The organism is Pseudomonas sp. TE6283 (assembly GCF_054060555.1).
The window spans coordinates 175,944-193,953 of the sequence record NZ_JBSSDH010000004.1; the positions used below are offsets into that span (position 1 = coordinate 175,944).

The 18,010-nt window shown below is 60.0% G+C and carries 16 protein-coding genes, 1 tRNA gene and 1 pseudogene; 6 read left to right on the forward strand and 12 right to left on the reverse strand.

The features are described 5' to 3' along the window. Positions 1-49: 49 nt before the first annotated feature. The 6 genes and pseudogenes from gacA to ACVWZ5_RS08135 all read left to right on the forward strand — a co-directional run. Positions 50-688: a response regulator transcription factor GacA gene (gene gacA / locus ACVWZ5_RS08110; RefSeq protein WP_028692526.1), complete on the forward strand. Its 639-nt coding sequence runs from the start codon at positions 50-52 to the stop codon at positions 686-688. Between the two features lie 9 nt (positions 689-697). After that, the gene (gene uvrC / locus ACVWZ5_RS08115) at positions 698-2,521 is read left to right on the forward strand and encodes an excinuclease ABC subunit UvrC (RefSeq protein WP_050704747.1); all 1,824 of its coding nucleotides are present in this window, start codon (positions 698-700) and stop codon (positions 2,519-2,521) included. A gap of 33 nt (positions 2,522-2,554) precedes the next feature. Continuing rightward, the gene (pgsA, locus tag ACVWZ5_RS08120) at positions 2,555-3,115 is read left to right on the forward strand and encodes a CDP-diacylglycerol--glycerol-3-phosphate 3-phosphatidyltransferase (protein ID WP_028692524.1); all 561 of its coding nucleotides are present in this window, start codon (positions 2,555-2,557) and stop codon (positions 3,113-3,115) included. A 64-nt stretch (positions 3,116-3,179) separates the two neighbouring features. Next, positions 3,180-3,255 (forward strand) — tRNA-Gly (locus ACVWZ5_RS08125). Positions 3,256-3,276: 21 nt separating this feature from the next. Continuing rightward, complete coding sequence (locus tag ACVWZ5_RS08130) at positions 3,277-3,498, forward strand: Arm DNA-binding domain-containing protein (protein WP_143514884.1); 222 nt, start codon at positions 3,277-3,279, stop codon at positions 3,496-3,498. Next, a pseudogene (locus ACVWZ5_RS08135) lies at positions 3,480-3,664 on the forward strand (integrase core domain-containing protein); the annotation flags it as partial. The gene ACVWZ5_RS08130 and the pseudogene ACVWZ5_RS08135, both read left to right, overlap by 19 nt. A gap of 77 nt (positions 3,665-3,741) precedes the next feature. Here ACVWZ5_RS08135 and ACVWZ5_RS08140 read toward each other — a convergent pair. From ACVWZ5_RS08140 to tssF, 12 genes are all read right to left on the reverse strand, one after another. Next, positions 3,742-3,999 (reverse strand): PAAR domain-containing protein, encoded by a 258-nt coding sequence (locus ACVWZ5_RS08140; RefSeq protein ID WP_084941491.1) that lies wholly within the window; start codon positions 3,997-3,999, stop codon positions 3,742-3,744. After that, entirely contained in the window at positions 3,996-4,889 is an 894-nt protein-coding gene (locus tag ACVWZ5_RS08145) for a DUF6708 domain-containing protein (protein ID WP_336196690.1), read from the reverse strand. Before ACVWZ5_RS08145 ends, ACVWZ5_RS08140 begins: the two co-directional genes overlap by 4 nt. Positions 4,890-4,891: 2 nt before the next feature. Next, complete coding sequence (locus tag ACVWZ5_RS08150; protein ID WP_457340534.1) at positions 4,892-7,882, reverse strand: T6SS effector BTH_I2691 family protein; 2,991 nt, start codon at positions 7,880-7,882, stop codon at positions 4,892-4,894. Then, positions 7,875-8,795, reverse strand: coding sequence for a DUF4123 domain-containing protein (locus ACVWZ5_RS08155; RefSeq protein ID WP_253249219.1), 921 nt, complete (start codon positions 8,793-8,795; stop codon positions 7,875-7,877). The genes ACVWZ5_RS08150 and ACVWZ5_RS08155 overlap by 8 nt, the downstream gene beginning before the upstream one ends. Next, a complete protein-coding gene (locus ACVWZ5_RS08160) occupies positions 8,792-10,954 on the reverse strand; it encodes a type VI secretion system Vgr family protein (RefSeq protein WP_084941324.1) in 2,163 nt (720 codons plus the stop codon). The genes ACVWZ5_RS08155 and ACVWZ5_RS08160 overlap by 4 nt, the downstream gene beginning before the upstream one ends. A 69-nt stretch (positions 10,955-11,023) precedes the next feature. Then, entirely contained in the window at positions 11,024-11,539 is a 516-nt protein-coding gene (locus ACVWZ5_RS08165; RefSeq protein WP_084941321.1) for an Hcp family type VI secretion system effector, read from the reverse strand. A 133-nt stretch (positions 11,540-11,672) separates the two neighbouring features. Beyond that, positions 11,673-12,464, reverse strand: coding sequence for a type IVB secretion system protein IcmH/DotU (icmH, locus tag ACVWZ5_RS08170; RefSeq protein WP_253249221.1), 792 nt, complete (start codon positions 12,462-12,464; stop codon positions 11,673-11,675). Between the two features lie 64 nt (positions 12,465-12,528). Further along, complete coding sequence (tssK, locus tag ACVWZ5_RS08175) at positions 12,529-13,866, reverse strand: type VI secretion system baseplate subunit TssK (RefSeq protein WP_084941316.1); 1,338 nt, start codon at positions 13,864-13,866, stop codon at positions 12,529-12,531. A gap of 52 nt (positions 13,867-13,918) precedes the next feature. Continuing rightward, a complete protein-coding gene (gene tssJ / locus ACVWZ5_RS08180) occupies positions 13,919-14,713 on the reverse strand; it encodes a type VI secretion system lipoprotein TssJ (RefSeq protein WP_084941313.1) in 795 nt (264 codons plus the stop codon). After that, positions 14,710-15,267, reverse strand: coding sequence for an FHA domain-containing protein (locus ACVWZ5_RS08185; protein WP_084941310.1), 558 nt, complete (start codon positions 15,265-15,267; stop codon positions 14,710-14,712). Before ACVWZ5_RS08185 ends, tssJ begins: the two co-directional genes overlap by 4 nt. Beyond that, complete coding sequence (gene tssG, locus ACVWZ5_RS08190; protein WP_084941308.1) at positions 15,264-16,280, reverse strand: type VI secretion system baseplate subunit TssG; 1,017 nt, start codon at positions 16,278-16,280, stop codon at positions 15,264-15,266. Before tssG ends, ACVWZ5_RS08185 begins: the two co-directional genes overlap by 4 nt. After that, the gene (gene tssF / locus ACVWZ5_RS08195) at positions 16,244-18,010 is read right to left on the reverse strand and encodes a type VI secretion system baseplate subunit TssF (RefSeq protein ID WP_084941305.1); all 1,767 of its coding nucleotides are present in this window, start codon (positions 18,008-18,010) and stop codon (positions 16,244-16,246) included. Before tssF ends, tssG begins: the two co-directional genes overlap by 37 nt.

Consider the following 18,010-nt stretch of genomic DNA (forward strand, 5'->3'; position numbering starts at 1 on the left):
ATTTTGTTAAGGTGGCGGGATCCAATCGCCCCACTGACGAGGTGTCTGCTTGATTAGGGTCCTGGTGGTCGACGATCACGATCTGGTGCGTACCGGCATCACACGCATGCTGGCCGACATCGACGGGCTGCAGGTGGTGGGGGAGGCGGACTCTGGCGAGTCCGCCCTCAAGCTGGCCCGCGAGCTCAAGCCGGACGTGGTCCTGATGGACGTGAAGATGCCAGGGATCGGTGGTCTGGAAGCCACGCGCAAGCTGTTGCGCAGCCATCCGGACATCAAGGTGGTCGCGGTAACCGTGTGCGAGGAAGACCCGTTCCCCACCCGCCTGTTGCAGGCGGGTGCCGCGGGCTACCTCACCAAGGGTGCCGGGCTCGACGAAATGGTCCAGGCGATTCGCCTGGCCTTCGCCGGCCAGCGTTACATCAGCCCGCAGATTGCCCAGCAGCTGGCGCTCAAGTCATTCCAGCCCCAGGGCTCGCCGTTTGACGCGCTGTCCGAGCGGGAAATCCAGATTGCGCTGATGATCGTCGGCTGCCAGAAGGTGCAGATCATCTCTGACAAGTTGTGTCTGTCCCCCAAGACCGTCAATACTTACCGTTATCGAATCTTCGAAAAACTCTCGGTCACCAGCGACGTCGAACTGACCTTGCTGGCCGTCCGCCACGGTATGGTCGACGCAAGTCTGTAAGCACACCTCATGTCACAACCTTTTGATGCAAGCGCGTTCCTGGCGACCTGCAGCGGTCGCCCGGGCGTGTACCGGATGTTCGACGCCGAGGCCCGGCTGCTGTACGTGGGCAAGGCCAAGAACCTCAAGAAGCGCCTGGCCAGCTATTTCCGCAAGACCGGGCTGGCGCCGAAGACGGCTGCCCTGGTGGGGCGCATCGCCCAGGTCGAAACCACCATCACCGCCAACGAGACCGAGGCGCTGCTGCTCGAGCAGACGCTGATCAAGGAATGGCGGCCGCCCTACAACATCCTGCTGCGCGACGATAAGTCCTACCCGTACGTGTTCCTGTCCGACGGTGAATTCCCGCGCCTGGGCATCCACCGCGGCGCGAAGAAGGCCAAGGGCCGTTATTTCGGCCCGTACCCCAGCGCCGGTGCCATCCGCGAGAGCCTGAGCCTGTTGCAGAAGGCGTTCTCGGTGCGCCAGTGCGAGGACAGCTACTACGCCAACCGCACCCGCCCGTGCCTGCAGTACCAGATCAAGCGCTGCAAGGGGCCGTGCGTGGGGCTGGTCGCCGCCGAAGAGTACGCCGAGGACGTGCGCCACTCGGTGATGTTCCTCGAAGGCCGTAGCCAGCAGTTGGGCAACGAGCTCAGCGCCGAGATGGAAAAGGCCGCCATGGCCCTGAACTTCGAGAAGGCCGCCGAGCTGCGCGACCAGATCGCCCTGCTGCGCCGGGTCCAGGACCAGCAGTACATGGAAGGTGGCTCCGGCGACGTCGACGTGGTGGCGGCCTTCGTCAACCCGGGCGGCGCTTGCGTGCACCTGATCAGCGTGCGTGGCGGCCGGGTGCTGGGTAGCAAGAACTTCTTCCCCCAGGTGGGCATCGAGGAGGAGGTGGCCGAAGTCATGGCCGCGTTCCTCTCCCAGTACTACCTGGGCAACGCCGAGCGCGAGCTGCCGGGCGAGCTGATCGTCAACGTGGTGCACGACGACTTCGCCGCCATCAGCGAGGCGCTGCAGACCCTGCGCGGCCGCGAGATCAGCATCAGCCACCGGGTGCGCGGCACCCGCGCGCGCTGGCAGCAGTTGGCGGTGACCAACGCCGAGCAGGCCCTCAATGCCCGCCTGGCCAACCGCCAGCACATGGCCGCGCGCTTCGAGGCGCTGGCCCAGGTGCTCGACCTGGACGAGGTGCCGCAGCGCCTGGAGTGCTACGACATCAGCCACTCCAGCGGCGAGGCCACCGTGGCCAGCTGCGTGGTGTTCGGCCCCGAAGGCCCGCTCAAGTCCGACTACCGCCGCTTCAACATCGAAGGCGTCACTGCTGGCGACGACTACGCGGCCATGCACCAGGCCTTGCAGCGCCGCTATGGGCGGATCAAGGACGGCGAGGGCAAGCTACCTGACGTGCTGCTGGTGGACGGCGGCAAGGGCCAGCTGAACATGGCCCGCGACGTGATGCAGGAACTGGGCTTTGCTGACCTGACGCTGCTGGGGGTGGCCAAGGGCGTTACCCGCAAGGCCGGTTTCGAGACCCTGTACCTGAACGACGTGGCCCACGAGTTCACTCTCAAGGGCGACTCGCCGGCCCTGCACCTGATCCAGCAGATCCGCGACGAAGCCCACCGCTTCGCCATCACCGGCCACCGCGCCCGGCGCGGCAAGGCCCGGCGCACCTCGAGCCTGGAGGACGTCGCCGGGGTCGGCCCCAAGCGCCGTCGCGACCTGCTGAAACATTTCGGCGGCCTGCAGGAGCTCAACCGCGCCAGTGTCGACGAGATCGCCAAAGCCCCCGGCATCAGTAAAAAGCTTGCCGAGTCGATTTATGCCAGCCTGCATAGCGAGTAGAATGCCGGGTTCAACTCGCAGCCAGTCGTACCGATGAATATTCCAAACCTGCTCACCGTTCTACGCGTCCTGCTCATCCCGATCTTCATCCTGCTGTTCTATGTGCCCTATCACTGGAGCTACATGGCCGCCAGCACGGTGTTCGCCATCGCCGCCGCCACCGACTGGCTCGACGGCTACCTGGCGCGTCGCTTGCAGCAGAGCACCCCGTTCGGCGCCTTCCTCGACCCGGTGGCCGACAAGCTGATGGTCGCCGTGGCCCTGGTCCTGCTGGTGCAGGTGCACGCCAACTTCTGGCTGACATTGCCGGCGGCGGTGATCATCGGCCGCGAGATCGTCGTCTCGGCGCTGCGCGAGTGGATGGCCGAGCTCGGCGCCCGCGCCCACGTGGCGGTGTCGAACCTGGGCAAGTGGAAGACCGCCGCGCAGATGCTGGCGCTGGTGATCCTGCTGGCCAACCCGCCGCTGCTGACCTTCTGGGTGGTGCTGGGCTATGGGCTGCTGCTGGTGGCGGCGGGCCTGACCCTGATCTCGATGGTGCACTACCTGCTGGCCGCCTGGCCGCACCTGCGCGAAGGTTCGGAGCAGAAGTAAAAGTTTTTTTGAATCAAGGGGTTGACGCCGTTCTGGAAATCGCTAGAATGGCACCCATCACGACGCGGGAATAGCTCAGTTGGTAGAGCACGACCTTGCCAAGGTCGGGGTCGCGAGTTCGAGTCTCGTTTCCCGCTCCAAATATAGATCTACAGAATTTGATGGAATTCTTTAGATCATTGAAAATAGACGCTTCGGCGTCTTTTTTCGTTCCAGTCAAAGCCACTCCGATCGCATGCCTCGGTACCTACCCCGACGTCGGCCTGTGTCAGGCGCGCTCATTGCGCTATGAAGCGCTGCGGCTGATCGCCCAAGGCACCAACCCTTGCACGCATCGCCGGCATCAGCGCCGCACCCAAAACCTTGCAGAACAGAACACCTAGCTGAGCGCATCAACGGAATCCTCAAAACAGAGCTGCTGCTAAGTAGCCCTGAAAGTCTGGAACAGGCAAGGAAGATGGTTGCTGAGCCGTGCAGATCTACAACACAGATCGGCCTAACATGGCCCTGAAAAACAAAACGCCCGCTGCGGTGCATCGGGCGTTTTAAGGCCTATCGGCCTACCTGAACAGGTGTAAACCTATTTCAGGGCTAGACATTGTCAAAGCCACCTGCCGGTTTTGCTGTCAATCAATCAGCCAACCCGAATCACCCTCGACCAAGGTTCCGCCATGGCTGGTGGTGTCTCCCTCCCTTGCCGCCGGTTGGCCCTCGATGATCGTGCTGCCAGCACCGGTTTCGATGACAGCACCACAACTGATTCGGTCGCTGACGCGTGCTATTGCCCTGCCATCCACGAATGCTGCGCTTGCGCCTGTTTCTACGGTGCCTTCGCCATGGATAGGGCAACTATGACGATGGCCTACGAGTACGATGGGTTTCATTTGCGCTTTCCTTTTTTTAGTTGAACAGGGGCTTCGTCGAAGGCCTCAGGCGGAGGCGGTGCTGCCCGGACATTGAAGAGTCGACACACGCCATACCAGCAGAGGGCGAGGCCAAGGTTGTAAGGGAACAACACGGCCCAGAACGGCAGTTGCCAGTTCTTCTTGCCCTGCATTTCTCCGGGCTCGCCGGTTCGCCAGGGTGCGTAGTGGCGCCAGGCTTCTGCCGGGGTCAGGCAGATGGCATGAAGCGGCCGGTGCCACCAGTTGGGTTCGCCGGGAGGAGGGAGTTTGGCCGGGCCGTGGTTCATGAAGTGGCGAAGGTATTCCCAGACTTCGGCGACGTGTTTGATGTCGGATTCAGTGGGTTCGTTGCTGTCTACCCATAAGCAATCTTTTTGGTGCAGGCTGCCATCCTCCCGAGGTGGGGCGAAGGCAAGTGCATAACTGGTGCTAAAGGATGAACCTCCAAATTCGGTGCGTTTGAATACACCACCATGGGTCTTGTTCCAGTCAAAAGTGATAAGTTTTTTACCGCGCTGGTATAGGATTTTTTGGGTTGAGCGGCTGAAATGGAAGTTTGAAAGGTTTTTTATGAAATAGATTCTATAGGCGAGGAATGGTGTGAATATTAGTGGTGCAAAAATATATTGCATCATTGACTCTGTGCGTTCTAGTAGTATGGGTCTGTATTCGGGGTCCGCAATGTCGGGATAGAAAAAAATAGCCAGGGCTAGTGTCATGGCAGTGTATAGTTTTGCCATGAATACAGAGTCGGATACCCACGGGTTTCGCAAGCTTAACGTGTCTGCGGACAAATTTTCTAGCTGCCCGGTAATTGCTGGTTTGTATCTGGAGTTTAAGTTTTTATTGAATATCCATGTGACTGCCATGATTAGCGCTCGAGACGAAAAATTGAAGTAACCTCGTTGTCTCCACTCAAGCCTTGGTTGGAAATATAGGCTAGATGCAGTGAGGCATGGTTTTGGTTGTTGATCGTATTTTTAAAGTTCAGAATTAAGCCAGCGCCTACAACGTAGCAAATAGCGGTAAGTGGAAAGACGATCATTTCTCCGTCTTCACGAAGACTGCTCAAGCTACCTGACCATTCGCTTGTGCCTACGATGAAGCCCGGTAGGAATACTGTGAATTCCACGGTGGATTGTGTAGTGGTGACTTCGTTATGGGTGATGGCGGTCCAGTTTGCTGGCGCCCAGTAATTATTTTCATGCCAACCGCTATCGACTCCGGTTATACCAAAGGATTGTGCTTCTTCTGCGGTTATTAACCTTGGTCCGTAATGCTCATCGTGCCAGGCTTTAAGTTCGTCTTGCAGAGACGGGAATTTAGGAAGTTTTTTTTCATGATCCAGAACGACTTCGGGATGCACCTCTCCATCGTTTTTACGATTGCCGAATATGCTCCTTGCTGCCCACAGTTCGATAGGGGTATGGAGGTGTTCATACGCCTTGGCGTGAAGGTATAAGCCTCCAGCGATGATCACCGCTCCCAAGAGTACAAGTGCTGCTGCGCCCCATCCGGCAAAGGGTACAACTGATGTTACTCCCGCAACCGCGAGCCCGCCCTCCAATACTAAAACGGAGCCTGCCGCGACAGCGCTTCCGCCATAAAGTGTCAAGTTAGATGCTTCAGGGTTGCCATGTAGTTTCTGTCTGTCGGATTTTTCAACGTCTGAGGCGAGTCCTAGAAAAATTGCTGGGTAACCGGATAATCGTGCAAACAGATTGCTCCCCAAGAACTTGATCACGCCGTTACCAAACGCCATCCCCGGCGCCGTCGAACTCAACCTCAGCATCACAGCCTTCTGCGTTGCCCGCACGCTGACCAATGTCGCCGCGGCCGCACCAATCACCCCGAAAATCGACGCCGCAAACCCCAAGGTGTATTCCGGCGCATCGCTTTTCTGCAGGCTGTTGTAAGCCGTCTTCAGCGAGATCACGTTGAACCACAGCATCCCGGCGTTCAGACCACCGCCTCCGCCCGACGTAAGCAACCCGAGCAAGTTGGGTTTAACCCGCGCAGTGGTGGTCAACTCAACCGCCACCGTCCGATTGCCCGAAATACGCAGCTGCTTCATTTCCTCAACCTGCGCCATGCCGCTCTTCAAATACCGCTCCACCTCCTGGCTGAACGGGTTTTCCCGGATGACCTGGTCGGTGATCTGGTAACGCGCCGCCAACAGCCCCAGCGCTTTCTCGGCATTGGCCTCACGCGCCGCCAGCAGCACTTGCTGACGCAGGGTATGGCTGGCATCCCAGCGGGTTTGGCCGCGCAGGCGTTTGAGCACCACGGCGTTGACGGACTGGGCAGTCAGATCGGTGATGTCGGCAATGGCCGGAAAACGCCCAGCCAGCCCTTCGATGACATTGTCGCTGCCCCCCAGCACACCGCCGGCCGCATCGGCTTTGTCCTTGAAGGGGTTGAACGGCGCCAGGGCGGTGTAGAGCGGGCTGTCGTGCTGGTCCAGCCACTGTTCCAGGCGTTTGAAGCGCAGGTCTCGGTCTTCGGTACCGGGTGTCGGCTGGCCCATCGGGTAAATCAGCAGGGCCAGGGCGATTTCCAGGCCACGGGCCGAGATGCGTTCGTTGCGGTCATAGCACGCCAGTGCGGCGGCCAGGCTGTAGGGGTCATCGATATGCGCAGCTTCGGCCGTGGCCAGCCACGCGTCGTGATCATGACTGGCTTGCAGGGCAAGGTTGCGCAGGCCTGCAATGCGCTGCTCCAGCTCATCGCGTTCGGCGAGGAACTGCAGGTATTTGTCGGTATCGATGCGCAGCGCCAAGCGCGCACCGTTGGGGGAATAGTCCTCGTGAGTGAGGGCCCGGTAACGTGCCTCGGCCGGGGGGAGAGGGCGTCCTGTGCGGGTGGACTGCAGCCTTGTCTCGACCACTTCGGTAGCGGGCATATCCGCCGGGTACATCGTCTCCAGGGTTTTGTTCAGCAACAGGGCGACCAGGTTGCGATGGTGAAAATCGCGGCTCTGCTGGCTGAGCCGTTCGGCATCCAGCTGGTAGCACGCCGGTACGCCTGCCTGCTCGGAGCCTTGTGCAGGTTTGGTGTGTTCCAGCTGTTCGGCGGGCATCAGGTCGTGCAGTTGGTGCTGGTAGGCCGAGACCGACAGGCTCAGGTCCAGGGCCACGCCTTCAGCATCAGCCAGCGCCACCACCACCGGTATTTTCGGCTGGGTGCTGGGATAGTCCCGGGCAATGGCGTTGAGCCTGCCGAGGGACAAGATGCCGGTGGACGCGTGGCTGCTCCAGGTCAGGGACATACGCCGGCTTGCCGGTTTGTAGTCTTCGACCCAGTTTTGCAGCGCACTGAGCGGCAGTACATGGGGCTGAGTGGAGGGGGCCGGGTTGCTGGCAATCAGCTCGGCCATGTCGAGCTGGCGCATATGCCGTTTGCGCAGGGCTGCTGAAGCGGTGATGCGGGCAGTCGTGGCGTTGGTCCACAGGTGCGGGCTGTAGCCGATCCACACTTCCTTGGCGGTGTCCGGGCAGGTGTCGGCCCATACCCAGCCCATGCTCTGGCTGGACAGGTAGCGTTCGCGCAAGTGGTAGCCTTCCAGGCCCTGGTAGCTCAGCTCCCGGTAATGTCCTTCGCCGTCGTATTCATGAATGACCAGCTTTTCGCCCTGAGGACCTTTCATGAACACGTAGATGTAGCCTGGGCGCAGCGCGCGCAGGGTGTAGGACGAGTGCTGCAGCGGGGCGAAGCCTTGTTCCAGATTGAAGCCTGCGCCTGCGTAGCGACAGGCCGGGGCATCGCCCGTGCGCGGGACGATGGCATAGCGCACTGGCAGGATGGGCACGCGTGGGCTGCAGGCGGGGCCGGAGGTGGCGCTGCCGACGGCGGTTTTAGTCATGGATGGATTCCTTGATTTGGACCAGTGCGTGCAGCTCGCGAAGACGGGCCTGGGGCGATTCGTTGAGGTTGGTGTAGATCTTCGTAGCCTGGTCACTGCTCATCAGCCACATGTGCCCGGCCATCAGCCGAATGAACTGACCTGCAGTTTCCTCGTCGCGAAAGTTGAGGGATTTCAGCTGCGGCAACAGGGCTTCAATCCATTCCCTAATGGCGGCTAACATTTGGGCGGCATGGGTTGGCATGGCCAAGACTTCGTGCGCTAGCGTGAGGATGAAGTGCTCGCGGATACCTGCGTGCAGCCGTTCCATTTCATGTACGCGAAGGCGCAGCGGTGCTTGCGATATCAGGCGGGCAGTGGTCGGGGTGCGTTCATGTGTTTTCCATTCGTGGGCCGGCCCCCAATTGACTCGCCAGGCGAGTGACGACACAGGCCCAAGCCAGGTGGCGCGATGATCGTCGTCCAATGCATCGAGCCAGGCTGCAAGATGATCCGGCTTTAAATAAAAAGTGGCTGCTCCCTGATCCGGGAGCGTAACCTGAGTAAGGCTGGTGAAGTGGTCCGCTAGCACGGCGAGACAAGCTTCGCTATCCAGTGCTATGGCCCCCCCAGCGGGCATCCAGGTTGTGATTGCATGGGCAAGCAGTTCGGGCGCTTCTGAAACGTTGACCAGCAAAGGGCCAAATTCGTGGCGGTCGTCCAGCGTGCTGCGCTTCCATAGCCATGCATGTTGAGTATTTCGGCTGACGTTATGGATGAGGTCGAGTACTGATGGGGCATAGGCCGGCACCAATTCGCCTTCTTGCGGTATGGGCCGGTAGGCCCAGTACTCGAGCTCGCGGGTCATGAGCAGCAAAAAGCGATAAGGATGTCCGAGAGGTTCGCCGGACAGATGCGAGGGCGTTGTATTCATTGGATTGGCCCTTTGATACAGCGGCAGTCGGGCAACGGGCAGGTGCCGTCGGGGCGCCGCCCGCATAGGCGGTCCAGAGGTTTGCCAGTGATGGGTGTGCTGCTGATGGAAAAGGGGTTGGTGCTACCGCTTGGCGATTGGAGCAGGACGCCGTTGACGTGTAGGTTCGGGCTGTCCAGGGTGATGCCCGTGTCATCAATCCGGATGGAGCCTCCGGGTCCTTGGATGATCACAGCTTCCGCTGTTCTAAGGTCGTAGCGTCGGGTGCGCCTGCGGATTTCCAGTCCCGCCTCCAGCTCTGCATGGCCCTCGACCTGCTGCTCAAGATTGCCGCCGACGCTGATGTGGTGATTGGCTGTGATCTGGTCGTGGCGATGATTACCGACGGCCTCTATGCGGTCTTTGGCGATGTTTATTTTCTGATTTCGGCCTATATCGACAAACGTATCCTGGCCAATCCGGACCCGCTCATCATTGCCCACCGTTTGGCTGCGGTCATGCCCGATACTGATCGTCTCGTCATGACCGACCTGTTCACTGCGGTCATTGCCGACGAAAGTGGTCTCGTTGTGTTTGACGACATTGTTCTGGTCCTTCTGCGCATGGATAAACACCTCCTGCCGACCCAGCTCATCCTCGAACCGCAGTTCGTTGAAACCATCGCCCTTGTGGGTCTGGCTTTTGATGGTCATGCGGGTCTTGTGATCGGGCAGGTCGTAGGGCGGCAACTGGTTACCGCAATAGGTGCGCCCGGTGATCATCGGCTGGTCGGGGTCACCGTTGACGTACTGGATGATCACGTCCTGGCCGATCCGCGGGATGGCCATCGAGCCCCAGCTGCCACCTGCCCAGCCTTGGGATACCCGGACCCAGCAGGAGCTGAACTCGTTGTTGTTGCTCTCCCGGTCCCAAGGAAAGCTGACCTTGACCCGACCCCATTCGTCGCAATAGATCTCTTCTCCCTTCGGGCCGACCACGGTAGCCATGTGCGGGCCGTCGATTCGCGGTTTTTCCAGTGGGGCAGGGCGCCATTCGGTCCGACCGGGCACCAGCTCTGCGGTCTGCTCGTAGCGCGTGCCTTGATCGACGCCAACGGCTTCTTCTTGCAGACTGGTGAATTGGCTGCCTTTGTGCCTGACCGATTTCACTCGCCAATGGGTGTTGAGATCGTCACGTGGGTGACCTGTCAGGTTGAAGCTGAGGCCCGGTTGCAGGCGCACGTCATCCCCTTCGACTTCAGCCAGCCGCACATCATGACGCAGGGCAGTGATCCGGTTTTCGGTGAACGGTTTGCCCACGGCATCGCGTTTGTAGCGGCCGGGATAGTCGAAGCGCTCGTACTCGGCGGACTGGTGTTCCAGGAAAGGGCCGCTAGCACGGTGTTCCTGGCGATACGCCGGGTGAGTGAAGGTGTAGTCGCGCTGGACCTGTCGCGAGGTTCGGACCTGCTCGCTGTAGCGCAAGCGCCGTAGGCAAGGCCTGGCTTGATCGCCGCCACTGTTGGATTGATACAGGACGGAGTTGGGATCGATAACATCCTCGCTATCGAAGAAGTCATCGTTGTCGGTCTCGAGCGCGTCATGGCTGATCAACCCAAGGGATTGCAGTTGATCCGTGATGATCAACTTATGCAGTTTTTCACTGTGCTCGAAGCGATAGACGAAGCCCTCTTCAGCCGCCAACCGGGCGATGAAGTCGAGGTCGGTCTCGCCCGCTTGCACGCAGAATTCGCGCACCTGATGGTCCAGGCTCGCGCGAAGCTCGTATTGATCGATGCCCTGACGCTGGAGCATCAGTTCAATAATCTGCGGGACGGTCTTTTGCTGAAAGATGCGCCAGTTCGAGCGCAGTCCGGCGCGTGCCAGGATGGGCTCGACCAAGGCGTGGTAGTAGGTACGGTAAAAGCCGCTTTCACCCTGGCTGAATCGGCTGACCAGCCCATGCACGTGGCGCAGCGGACCTTTGCCATTCCAGATCGTGAATACGATGGGTTTATCCAGCAGTTGGCCGAAATCGATGTCGGGTTCGAAGCTGATCAATTCCAGCTCGAGCGTGAAAGGCACGCTGATTTCTTCCTTGAGTTCAAACGCCACCACTTCAAACTCGGCATTGCCAACGAGTGGCTCGAAGGTGTACCGCAAATCAGATTGGCTGGGCATGAAAAGTCCTTTCGCCGTCCGAGAGTTAAAACGCCCCCGGCAGGCCTGCCTGCCAGGGATGTTCAGCGGTTAGACGACGGGCTTACGCCAGTCGTCCGAGCCTTCGGTGCCAGCGGTGACGTGTGTCCAGGAGATCTTGCGGTATGACATCGATACCTCGATCAACTGGGTGAAGTCAGCGTTCTTCTTGTTTTGTGCATGAGGCAAGGTGGTGTTGATGTCGACGATGGTGGCGTCCTCCAGCTTGGTGGTGAAGAAGTGCTCCTGCTTGCCCTCTACCGAAGTGCGGTACCAGTTGACTTCAACGGTCGGCAACATTTCTCCGCTGGACAGGGCCTGATACATCAGCGGTGTCGCCTTGTTCAGGGCGCTGGTGAAGATGAAGGGTTTGTGGACCCTTTGGCCTGCAGGTTGGCCGCTTTGCGGGTCAGTAGGTACGGTCACCTGGTGCTTGATCTCTTGCACCAGAATCTCGTCTTCGTGGCCCTCGACAAACACGTTGCCGACCGAATCGGAGGTGAAGGCGCCTGCGGTGATGTTGCCTTGGGTCTGGCCTTCAATCTTGATGTAAGCGGGTGTTGGCATGGCAGTTTCTCCTGCGTCCATGTGGATAAGCACGCGCATGAGCGGCAGCGTGGCCATCGGAATCGATGGGCTTTTTCAACGCGGCAAACGCCGCGTCAATTCGTTGAATACGGTTGTGCCGACTGCCGGCTGTTCATTGCTGCAAAATGCCGTTGAGCGACTGCAGCACCTCGCTGGTGATTAGGTGCAGGCGGTAGCTGTAGATGCCGTAGGCGGTGGCCATGGCGATGGCGGAAATCACCAATGGGCTCCACCAGGGCCACTGCCGATTCATGCGGAAGTTGCGCGGGGCAACGTTGGTGTAGGGGTCACAGACCGTTGTCGGCGTGGGCCCTCGCAGTTCACGGATGATTCCGTGGAGTTGGTGAATGAGGGTGTTCAGCGTTTCTTCGCCTTTGGGCGCGAGGGCGTACTTGCCTTTGAGTCCCAGGCACAGGGTGAAGTACATGAACTCCAGCACGTCCTTGTAGCGCTGGGGCTCTTGCATCAGGCGCGAGATAACGGTGAATATCTTTTCGCCGCCGAACGTTTCGCTGTGGAAAATGCTGAGCAGGGGCTCTTGGCTCCAGCAACTGGCCTGCCCCCAGGGCCGCTCCATCACAGCCTCATCGATGAACAGGCAAAGGCCGTACGAATACGCCAGAAGTTGCGTGGTCTCGTAGCCGTGCTGACGCATCTCTTGCTGGATGTTTTCAATCTGGTTGCGTACCTGTTGGTGCACGTCCCTGATGTTGGGCAGCGCATCGAGCGTGCGTAGACGCATGACCAGGCCAAGCAGTGGTGTGGCTGCGTCCAGCATCAGGTTGTCGTAGCCGCCCCGTAGCTGAAAGTCGGGATCGGCGGGGTAGCCCTTGTAAACAGGGGCGGGCTTTGGTGTGGTTGCCTCGCAGGCCACGGCGCCAGTGGGTAAAGCCTTTCCAAGCATCGATGGCAACTGCTCAGTTTGAGCTGATGCGGTTTCATTGCACGTGAGGTGGTTCTCTTGCATCTCACTCACTCCTGATCGCCCAGAACTGCAACTCAAGTCCAGGGAACGCCCCCGCGATATGAATCCCGAAACCGTTGGCCGTCTTCATGCAGACCCAGGCCGGGTCGCGGCGGTCGAGCTCGAAGTAGCTGAACCCCGCATGGAAGGGCAGATCGCGAGGGACCACAGGCAGCGGATGTAGCGCTATGCCGGGCAACTGCTTATGCACCAGGTCATTCAAGGTCTCCAGGGATGTGACCTTGGCTTTCTGCAGGAACAGCTGGCGCAATGTTGGCGGCGGCAGGTCCGCGCGCACGGCAAGAATGAAGTCCGCGTCATCGATCAGGCGGCGGTCTTCGAGCGTTGTCGTCATCACGCCGTAATCCAGCGCGTCCAGCGGCAGCGAGATGGCCCGCGGTTGCAGGACCGTACCCAGGGCGCGGCGTAAGGTGTCCTGCAGTGGCTTGAATGACGTGCGCAGAGCCGTGTGCTGATAGGCGGGGAATTCTGGAGGCAGCCGGCTTTCGTCGGTAAAGGTCACGAGCTCGCCACAGGCCTGGCTCATATGCAGGTACAACTGCTCGGGGTGTGTCTGCCCCTGCCTGGCCAAGTGCTGGAAGCACGGCCACCAGCGGTTCATGGTCTGCAGCAGGTTGAAGTCGCGGATGTCGGCAATACCGGACTGGCCCGATGCACCTATCCGGCTAGCCAGGTTGCGCGAGCGCTCGCGCAGGGTATTGGTGATCTCCTCGAGGTAACGCTGGAGTGCCGGCACCGCCCGTACCGAGACGCAGGTCGGGTAGAACCCTTCATCCAGTTGCAGGCTGCCATCGGGCCGGCGCTCCAGAATGCGTGCCATGGCAAGGCGGGTGTAAGCGCTGCTGTCATCGGCCTTGCGTTTGAGCTGAAGGTTGGGCACTGCCAGATCGACCTGCGCCAAGTCGCCGTCGGCGCTATGGGTGTCCTTGATTTCCTGAGCCTGTGCGCTGTAGCGGAAGTTGGCGGCATTGTCGGGCCAGCTCACCTCTCGGCCTCCCTCGGTACGCAGTGGCAGGCAGAGATAGATCTCGCTGTCTTTCGCGCCGTTGTCCTCGATTTCCAGCGGCGGCGGCGGTGGCAGATCTGCCGGGATATCGAACACCGTGCCGTCCGGCATGATGCCGCGTGCACGGGTGATGGCGATCTTGCCCAGGCTCAAATATTCGTCGTTCAGTTGCAGTTCGCTGAATCCATAGAAGGCTGCGTTCAGGCTGCCAAGGCGTTGATGCAGGGCCGCTTCAGCGGCACGGCCAGCCTGCTGGAAATGCTGCGGCTTGACGAACAGACCTTCAGGCCACAGGACGGGATTACGTGAACTCATGAGCGCTCCATGTCAGCGTGAGTAAGTGAGAGGGGCAGGGGGGCAGGCGCCATCAGTCCTCCTCCTTGAGCAGGATCTGCGTGTCGTTGAGCAAGACCGACAAGATGATGTGTTGGCCGCGCGGTGCAATGCGCAGTACCTGGCTCCAGGTCGCGTTTTCCTGATGGCGATAGTCGGCGATCACCGCGATGAACCGGGTCTCGGCCTCGATCGCGGCAAACGGAATGAACTTGAATTGCCCGGGGCGTAGCAGGTAGTCGTCATCACGAATGTAGGTGCTGCGCAGCACCTTGGCGGGCTCCTTGTCCAACAGCTCATAAATGCTGTTGCGCAGCAGCGAGTCGTCGCGCAGTTGCAGGATCTTGATGGCCATTGGGGTGGCGGTCGGCTCGGAGGCCACTGTGGTTGCACGCGGTAAGGTCAGCACCACATTCGAGTCTTCGTAGTGGCCCGGCGTGCTTTCCTCCATGGGAGAACGAGTCGGCTCATCGGCCTCGTCCTCTGGCAGTTCGACGGGCGAGATGGCCGGGAATTGCTCGTGAAGAAACTCGAGCAGGGTCCCGACTTTCTCGGTCAGGGCATAGGGGTCGCCCGCGCTCAAGCTGACCGCGTAGGGGCTGGGTTCCAGGCTGTTTTCTTGCTCAGTCGCTGCTTGCAGGCTGTTGGGGTTGCTGTTGAGCGTGGGGCTGGCGTTGATGCTGAACGCTATTTCGGTGGGCTGATCCTTGGTCGTGCCGACGGGTATCGAGGGGTCCATCGCCACTTGGCCCATTTTGCTCAGGGCGGTGCAGCCCGAGAGCTCGATCAGTGTTGCCAGGAGGCTGGCCATGAGTGAATGACGCGTCATGAGCTTTCTCCTGAGATCAGTCGATCCAACGGGTTCTCTTGCACCGGCCGTGTCACTGCTTCCAGGGCAGCCAAGGGATCGTTGCCCATGCCCGGATCGAAGACCGAGCAGATCTCAGCGACGACTGGGCCAGCCGTGGGCTTGTGCAGCCAACGCTGCGCGGGTGCATCCAGGAAGAGTCGGTCGAGCACTCGCAAGTCAGTGGTGAACAAGTCTTCCAGCGGAAGGGCATCAGCTTGTGAAAGCTGAACCATCAGTCGATAAGCGCCAACACGGAGCCGGTCACCCTCGAGCAGACGCCTCGCCGATAGCGGCCCCAGGCTATCGAGGTTGTCGTTCAGGTAGGTGCGCTCGCAGCGGTCGATTACGCAGAAGCCGCCTTCGATCCAGCGGATCTCGCAATGGATCGGCGCCACGCCCTGCTCACGATCATTGATCAGCCACGTGGTTCCCGCGCTGCCGACGGTGCCACCTGCACGATCGAATTCGTGCCGGGCGGTGACGTTGTGCTGCAACTGGTCGAGGTTGGTGATGCTCAAGATCAAAGTGTTCATGAGCGCCCCCGGAACCGCACGACAGGGCTGATCTGGCCTTGGTGGTCATCGACGAAGCTGGTCCAGCCCAATTGGGCGCCACGGCTGGGGTGCAGGCAGAAGGGCGACAGCGCGTGCTGCTTCAGCCGCAGCTCCAGGTCGTAGGCCAAGCCGTCGCGCAACAGGAAGTCGATCAGAGCACGCAAGCGGTTGAAGTTGATGCCGCTGGGCAACAGGTTACGCAGCTGTGCCTGGTCGAGCTCGCTGATCACGATGGTGAACTTGCTGCTGCGAGTCCGCGTGCGGCTGCCGACCATGAAGGAATTGCCCAGCTCACCATTGTGACGGCCAAGGCTTACCTGTTGCCGGGTTGTCGTAGGTACCAGGCGGGTTTCGAACTCGCGAATCTGCACCTGCTTCAGGTCGAAGCAGTGTGCGATGATGCCGGCGACGGTGCCCGGTGCTCGGCTGCGGCTGGCGATGACGCCGGCGAAGCTGAGCAGCCGGCTCCAGGGCAACGCCGTGTCGCCGCGCAGCTGTTTGTCATTCAACCCGAGCAGGGCAAAGATGTACTGGGAGAATCCATCGCTGGCACCCGGCTGGAAACGAATGTAGTAGCGATACTTGCGCCAGATGCGGTGTAGCAGGCTGAGCAGGTAGTGATTGAAGAAGTCGAAGAACGCCGGACGCACGCCGATACCCTGTGCATGCTCGTATGCCACCTGCTCCAGGTAATAGGAGGGCAAAGGCGAATCAGTGCCGTGCAGGCCCATGAACGTGGTGCACACGCGATAGCGATCTTGTGCCTCGGGCATGCGTTCGGCCTTGCAGATATCCGAAACGGGGAAGCTCAGACGCGGGTCGCTGCCAAGCCGCACGCGCAGGCGGGCTTCTTTGCTGGGCCAACGGGGTTCAAGATCGTCTCCGTGAAGCCCGTGAAGGCGCTCGAGCAACTGGTAGAAGTTGTACCGGTGCGCGACCGCGAGCAACTTGTCGGCTAGATCAGCGGTTGCTTGCCGGTCTGGATGGGCCATGTGTAGTGCTCGTTGTTGGTGATGTTGATCACTTCCAGTTGATGGAAGGAATTGATGCTGGCGTACAAGGCGAAGAAGTGCGCGAGCACACAGCCGAACAAGTACAGGTCGCCTTCGCAGAGGAATGCGGCCTGGTCGAGCTTCAGTTGCGTGCGCAGGCCGCGAATGGGCTGCCCTTTGATCAGCCAATCCAGAGGCGCCGTTTGGATATCCCGGATGCCGTCGAGGCGTTTGCGGGTGGTGCGTGTTTGCTGGATGTCGTGCAAGGCCGCGAAGTCATAAGCGCGAATAACCGCCTTCAATGGCTCGGCTGAGAGCAGCGACAAGTAATTGAGCGACATGTTGGATATCAAGGCCCATTGCAACTGGCCGTCCAGCACCGGCCGATAGGGGCGGGTCGGTGCACAGATATTCGTGTAGGTGGTCAGCGGCGGGGTGACTTCGCAGAGCACATTGATGTCATCGATGCCCAGAGCCAGGGGCAGATCGCGGTTGGTGCAGGTCAGGTCGATAGACGCCGTTTCGAGCTCACCGATATAGGTATTGGCGTCGGCACGCACGAAGGCGATGCGATGCGTGACGCCATTACCCCGCAGTGAGTCTTCGAGGGTGTAGCGGTAATATAGCGCCGTGCGCCCTTGAACATGCTCGATCTCATGGGCGAACGATTCGAAGGGGCGGAAGGTTCGCAGGTGTTTACCAGTACTTCCGTCGCTTGTCGTACGAGTGCTGATCACCTGATCGACACTGAAGATTTCGTAGGCGTGGCGCTCGGCGCCTTTAGGTGTGAGCTCGACCTGGGCGGCCTCGTTGGAGAGGTCAATGGGCTCGGCGCTGTGCTTGAACAGGTTTACCGCAGGGGCGCAGAACAGGTTGAAATCCGCTTTGCCAATGCGCAGCGAGTCCGGTAACTGACGGGTGAAGTGGAATTCCAGACCCACTTGCTGAGTCGTCTGACCAGGCCAGATCTTCTCCAAGCCTGTCAGGGCGAAGAAGTGAAAGCGCTCAGGAAAAATGAAGTATTCCTGCAGGATCCGGTAACCGTCGAAAACGTTCTGCGGATAAGGCAACAACGCGTCGTCCGGGCTGAAACCTGGGAAGACGATGCTGCTGGCCGGCAGCCGGCGAGCCTGGCCATTGATGGTCACGCTGACATGGCTGAGATAGTGAGCGATCCATAGGTATAGTGTGCGCGCTGTTCGGGTGGTACCGCTCAGGTGAAAGTCGAGCCTGGTGCATTCGAGCGTGTTCAATGGGCGCTCGACCAAGGTGTGTAGGTCGATGCGAATCACTGAACTGTCGAGCGTTTGGGTTGAGGCCACCGCGTCGATCCCGAACGGGTGAATGTCCACGGTGGTACAGGTGCGGAACTCACATGGAATTCCGTCGACAGGCTTGGAGAGCAGGCGTGCCCCCCTTGGCACGCGTTGCGACTGGCTGAGCGCCTGTTTGCACGGTGTGAACTGGATGATCGTGGCGCTCGGCAGCGGGCGAAGGTAGTTGGGCCACAGCAGTTGCAACATGGGGTGCGTCAGCTCTGGGAGGTCGTCCTCCAACTTGAGGCGCAGCTTCGCCGTCAGAAAGGCGAAGGCTTCCATCAAGCGCTCCACATCGGGGTCGCTACCCCTCTTGCCCAGCAGCCGGGCAAGTTGTGGATTGTCCTGGGCGAAGTCGTCCCCAAGTTCATGGAGGTAGCGTAACTCTTCGCTGAATCGATCTTTGAGCGACAT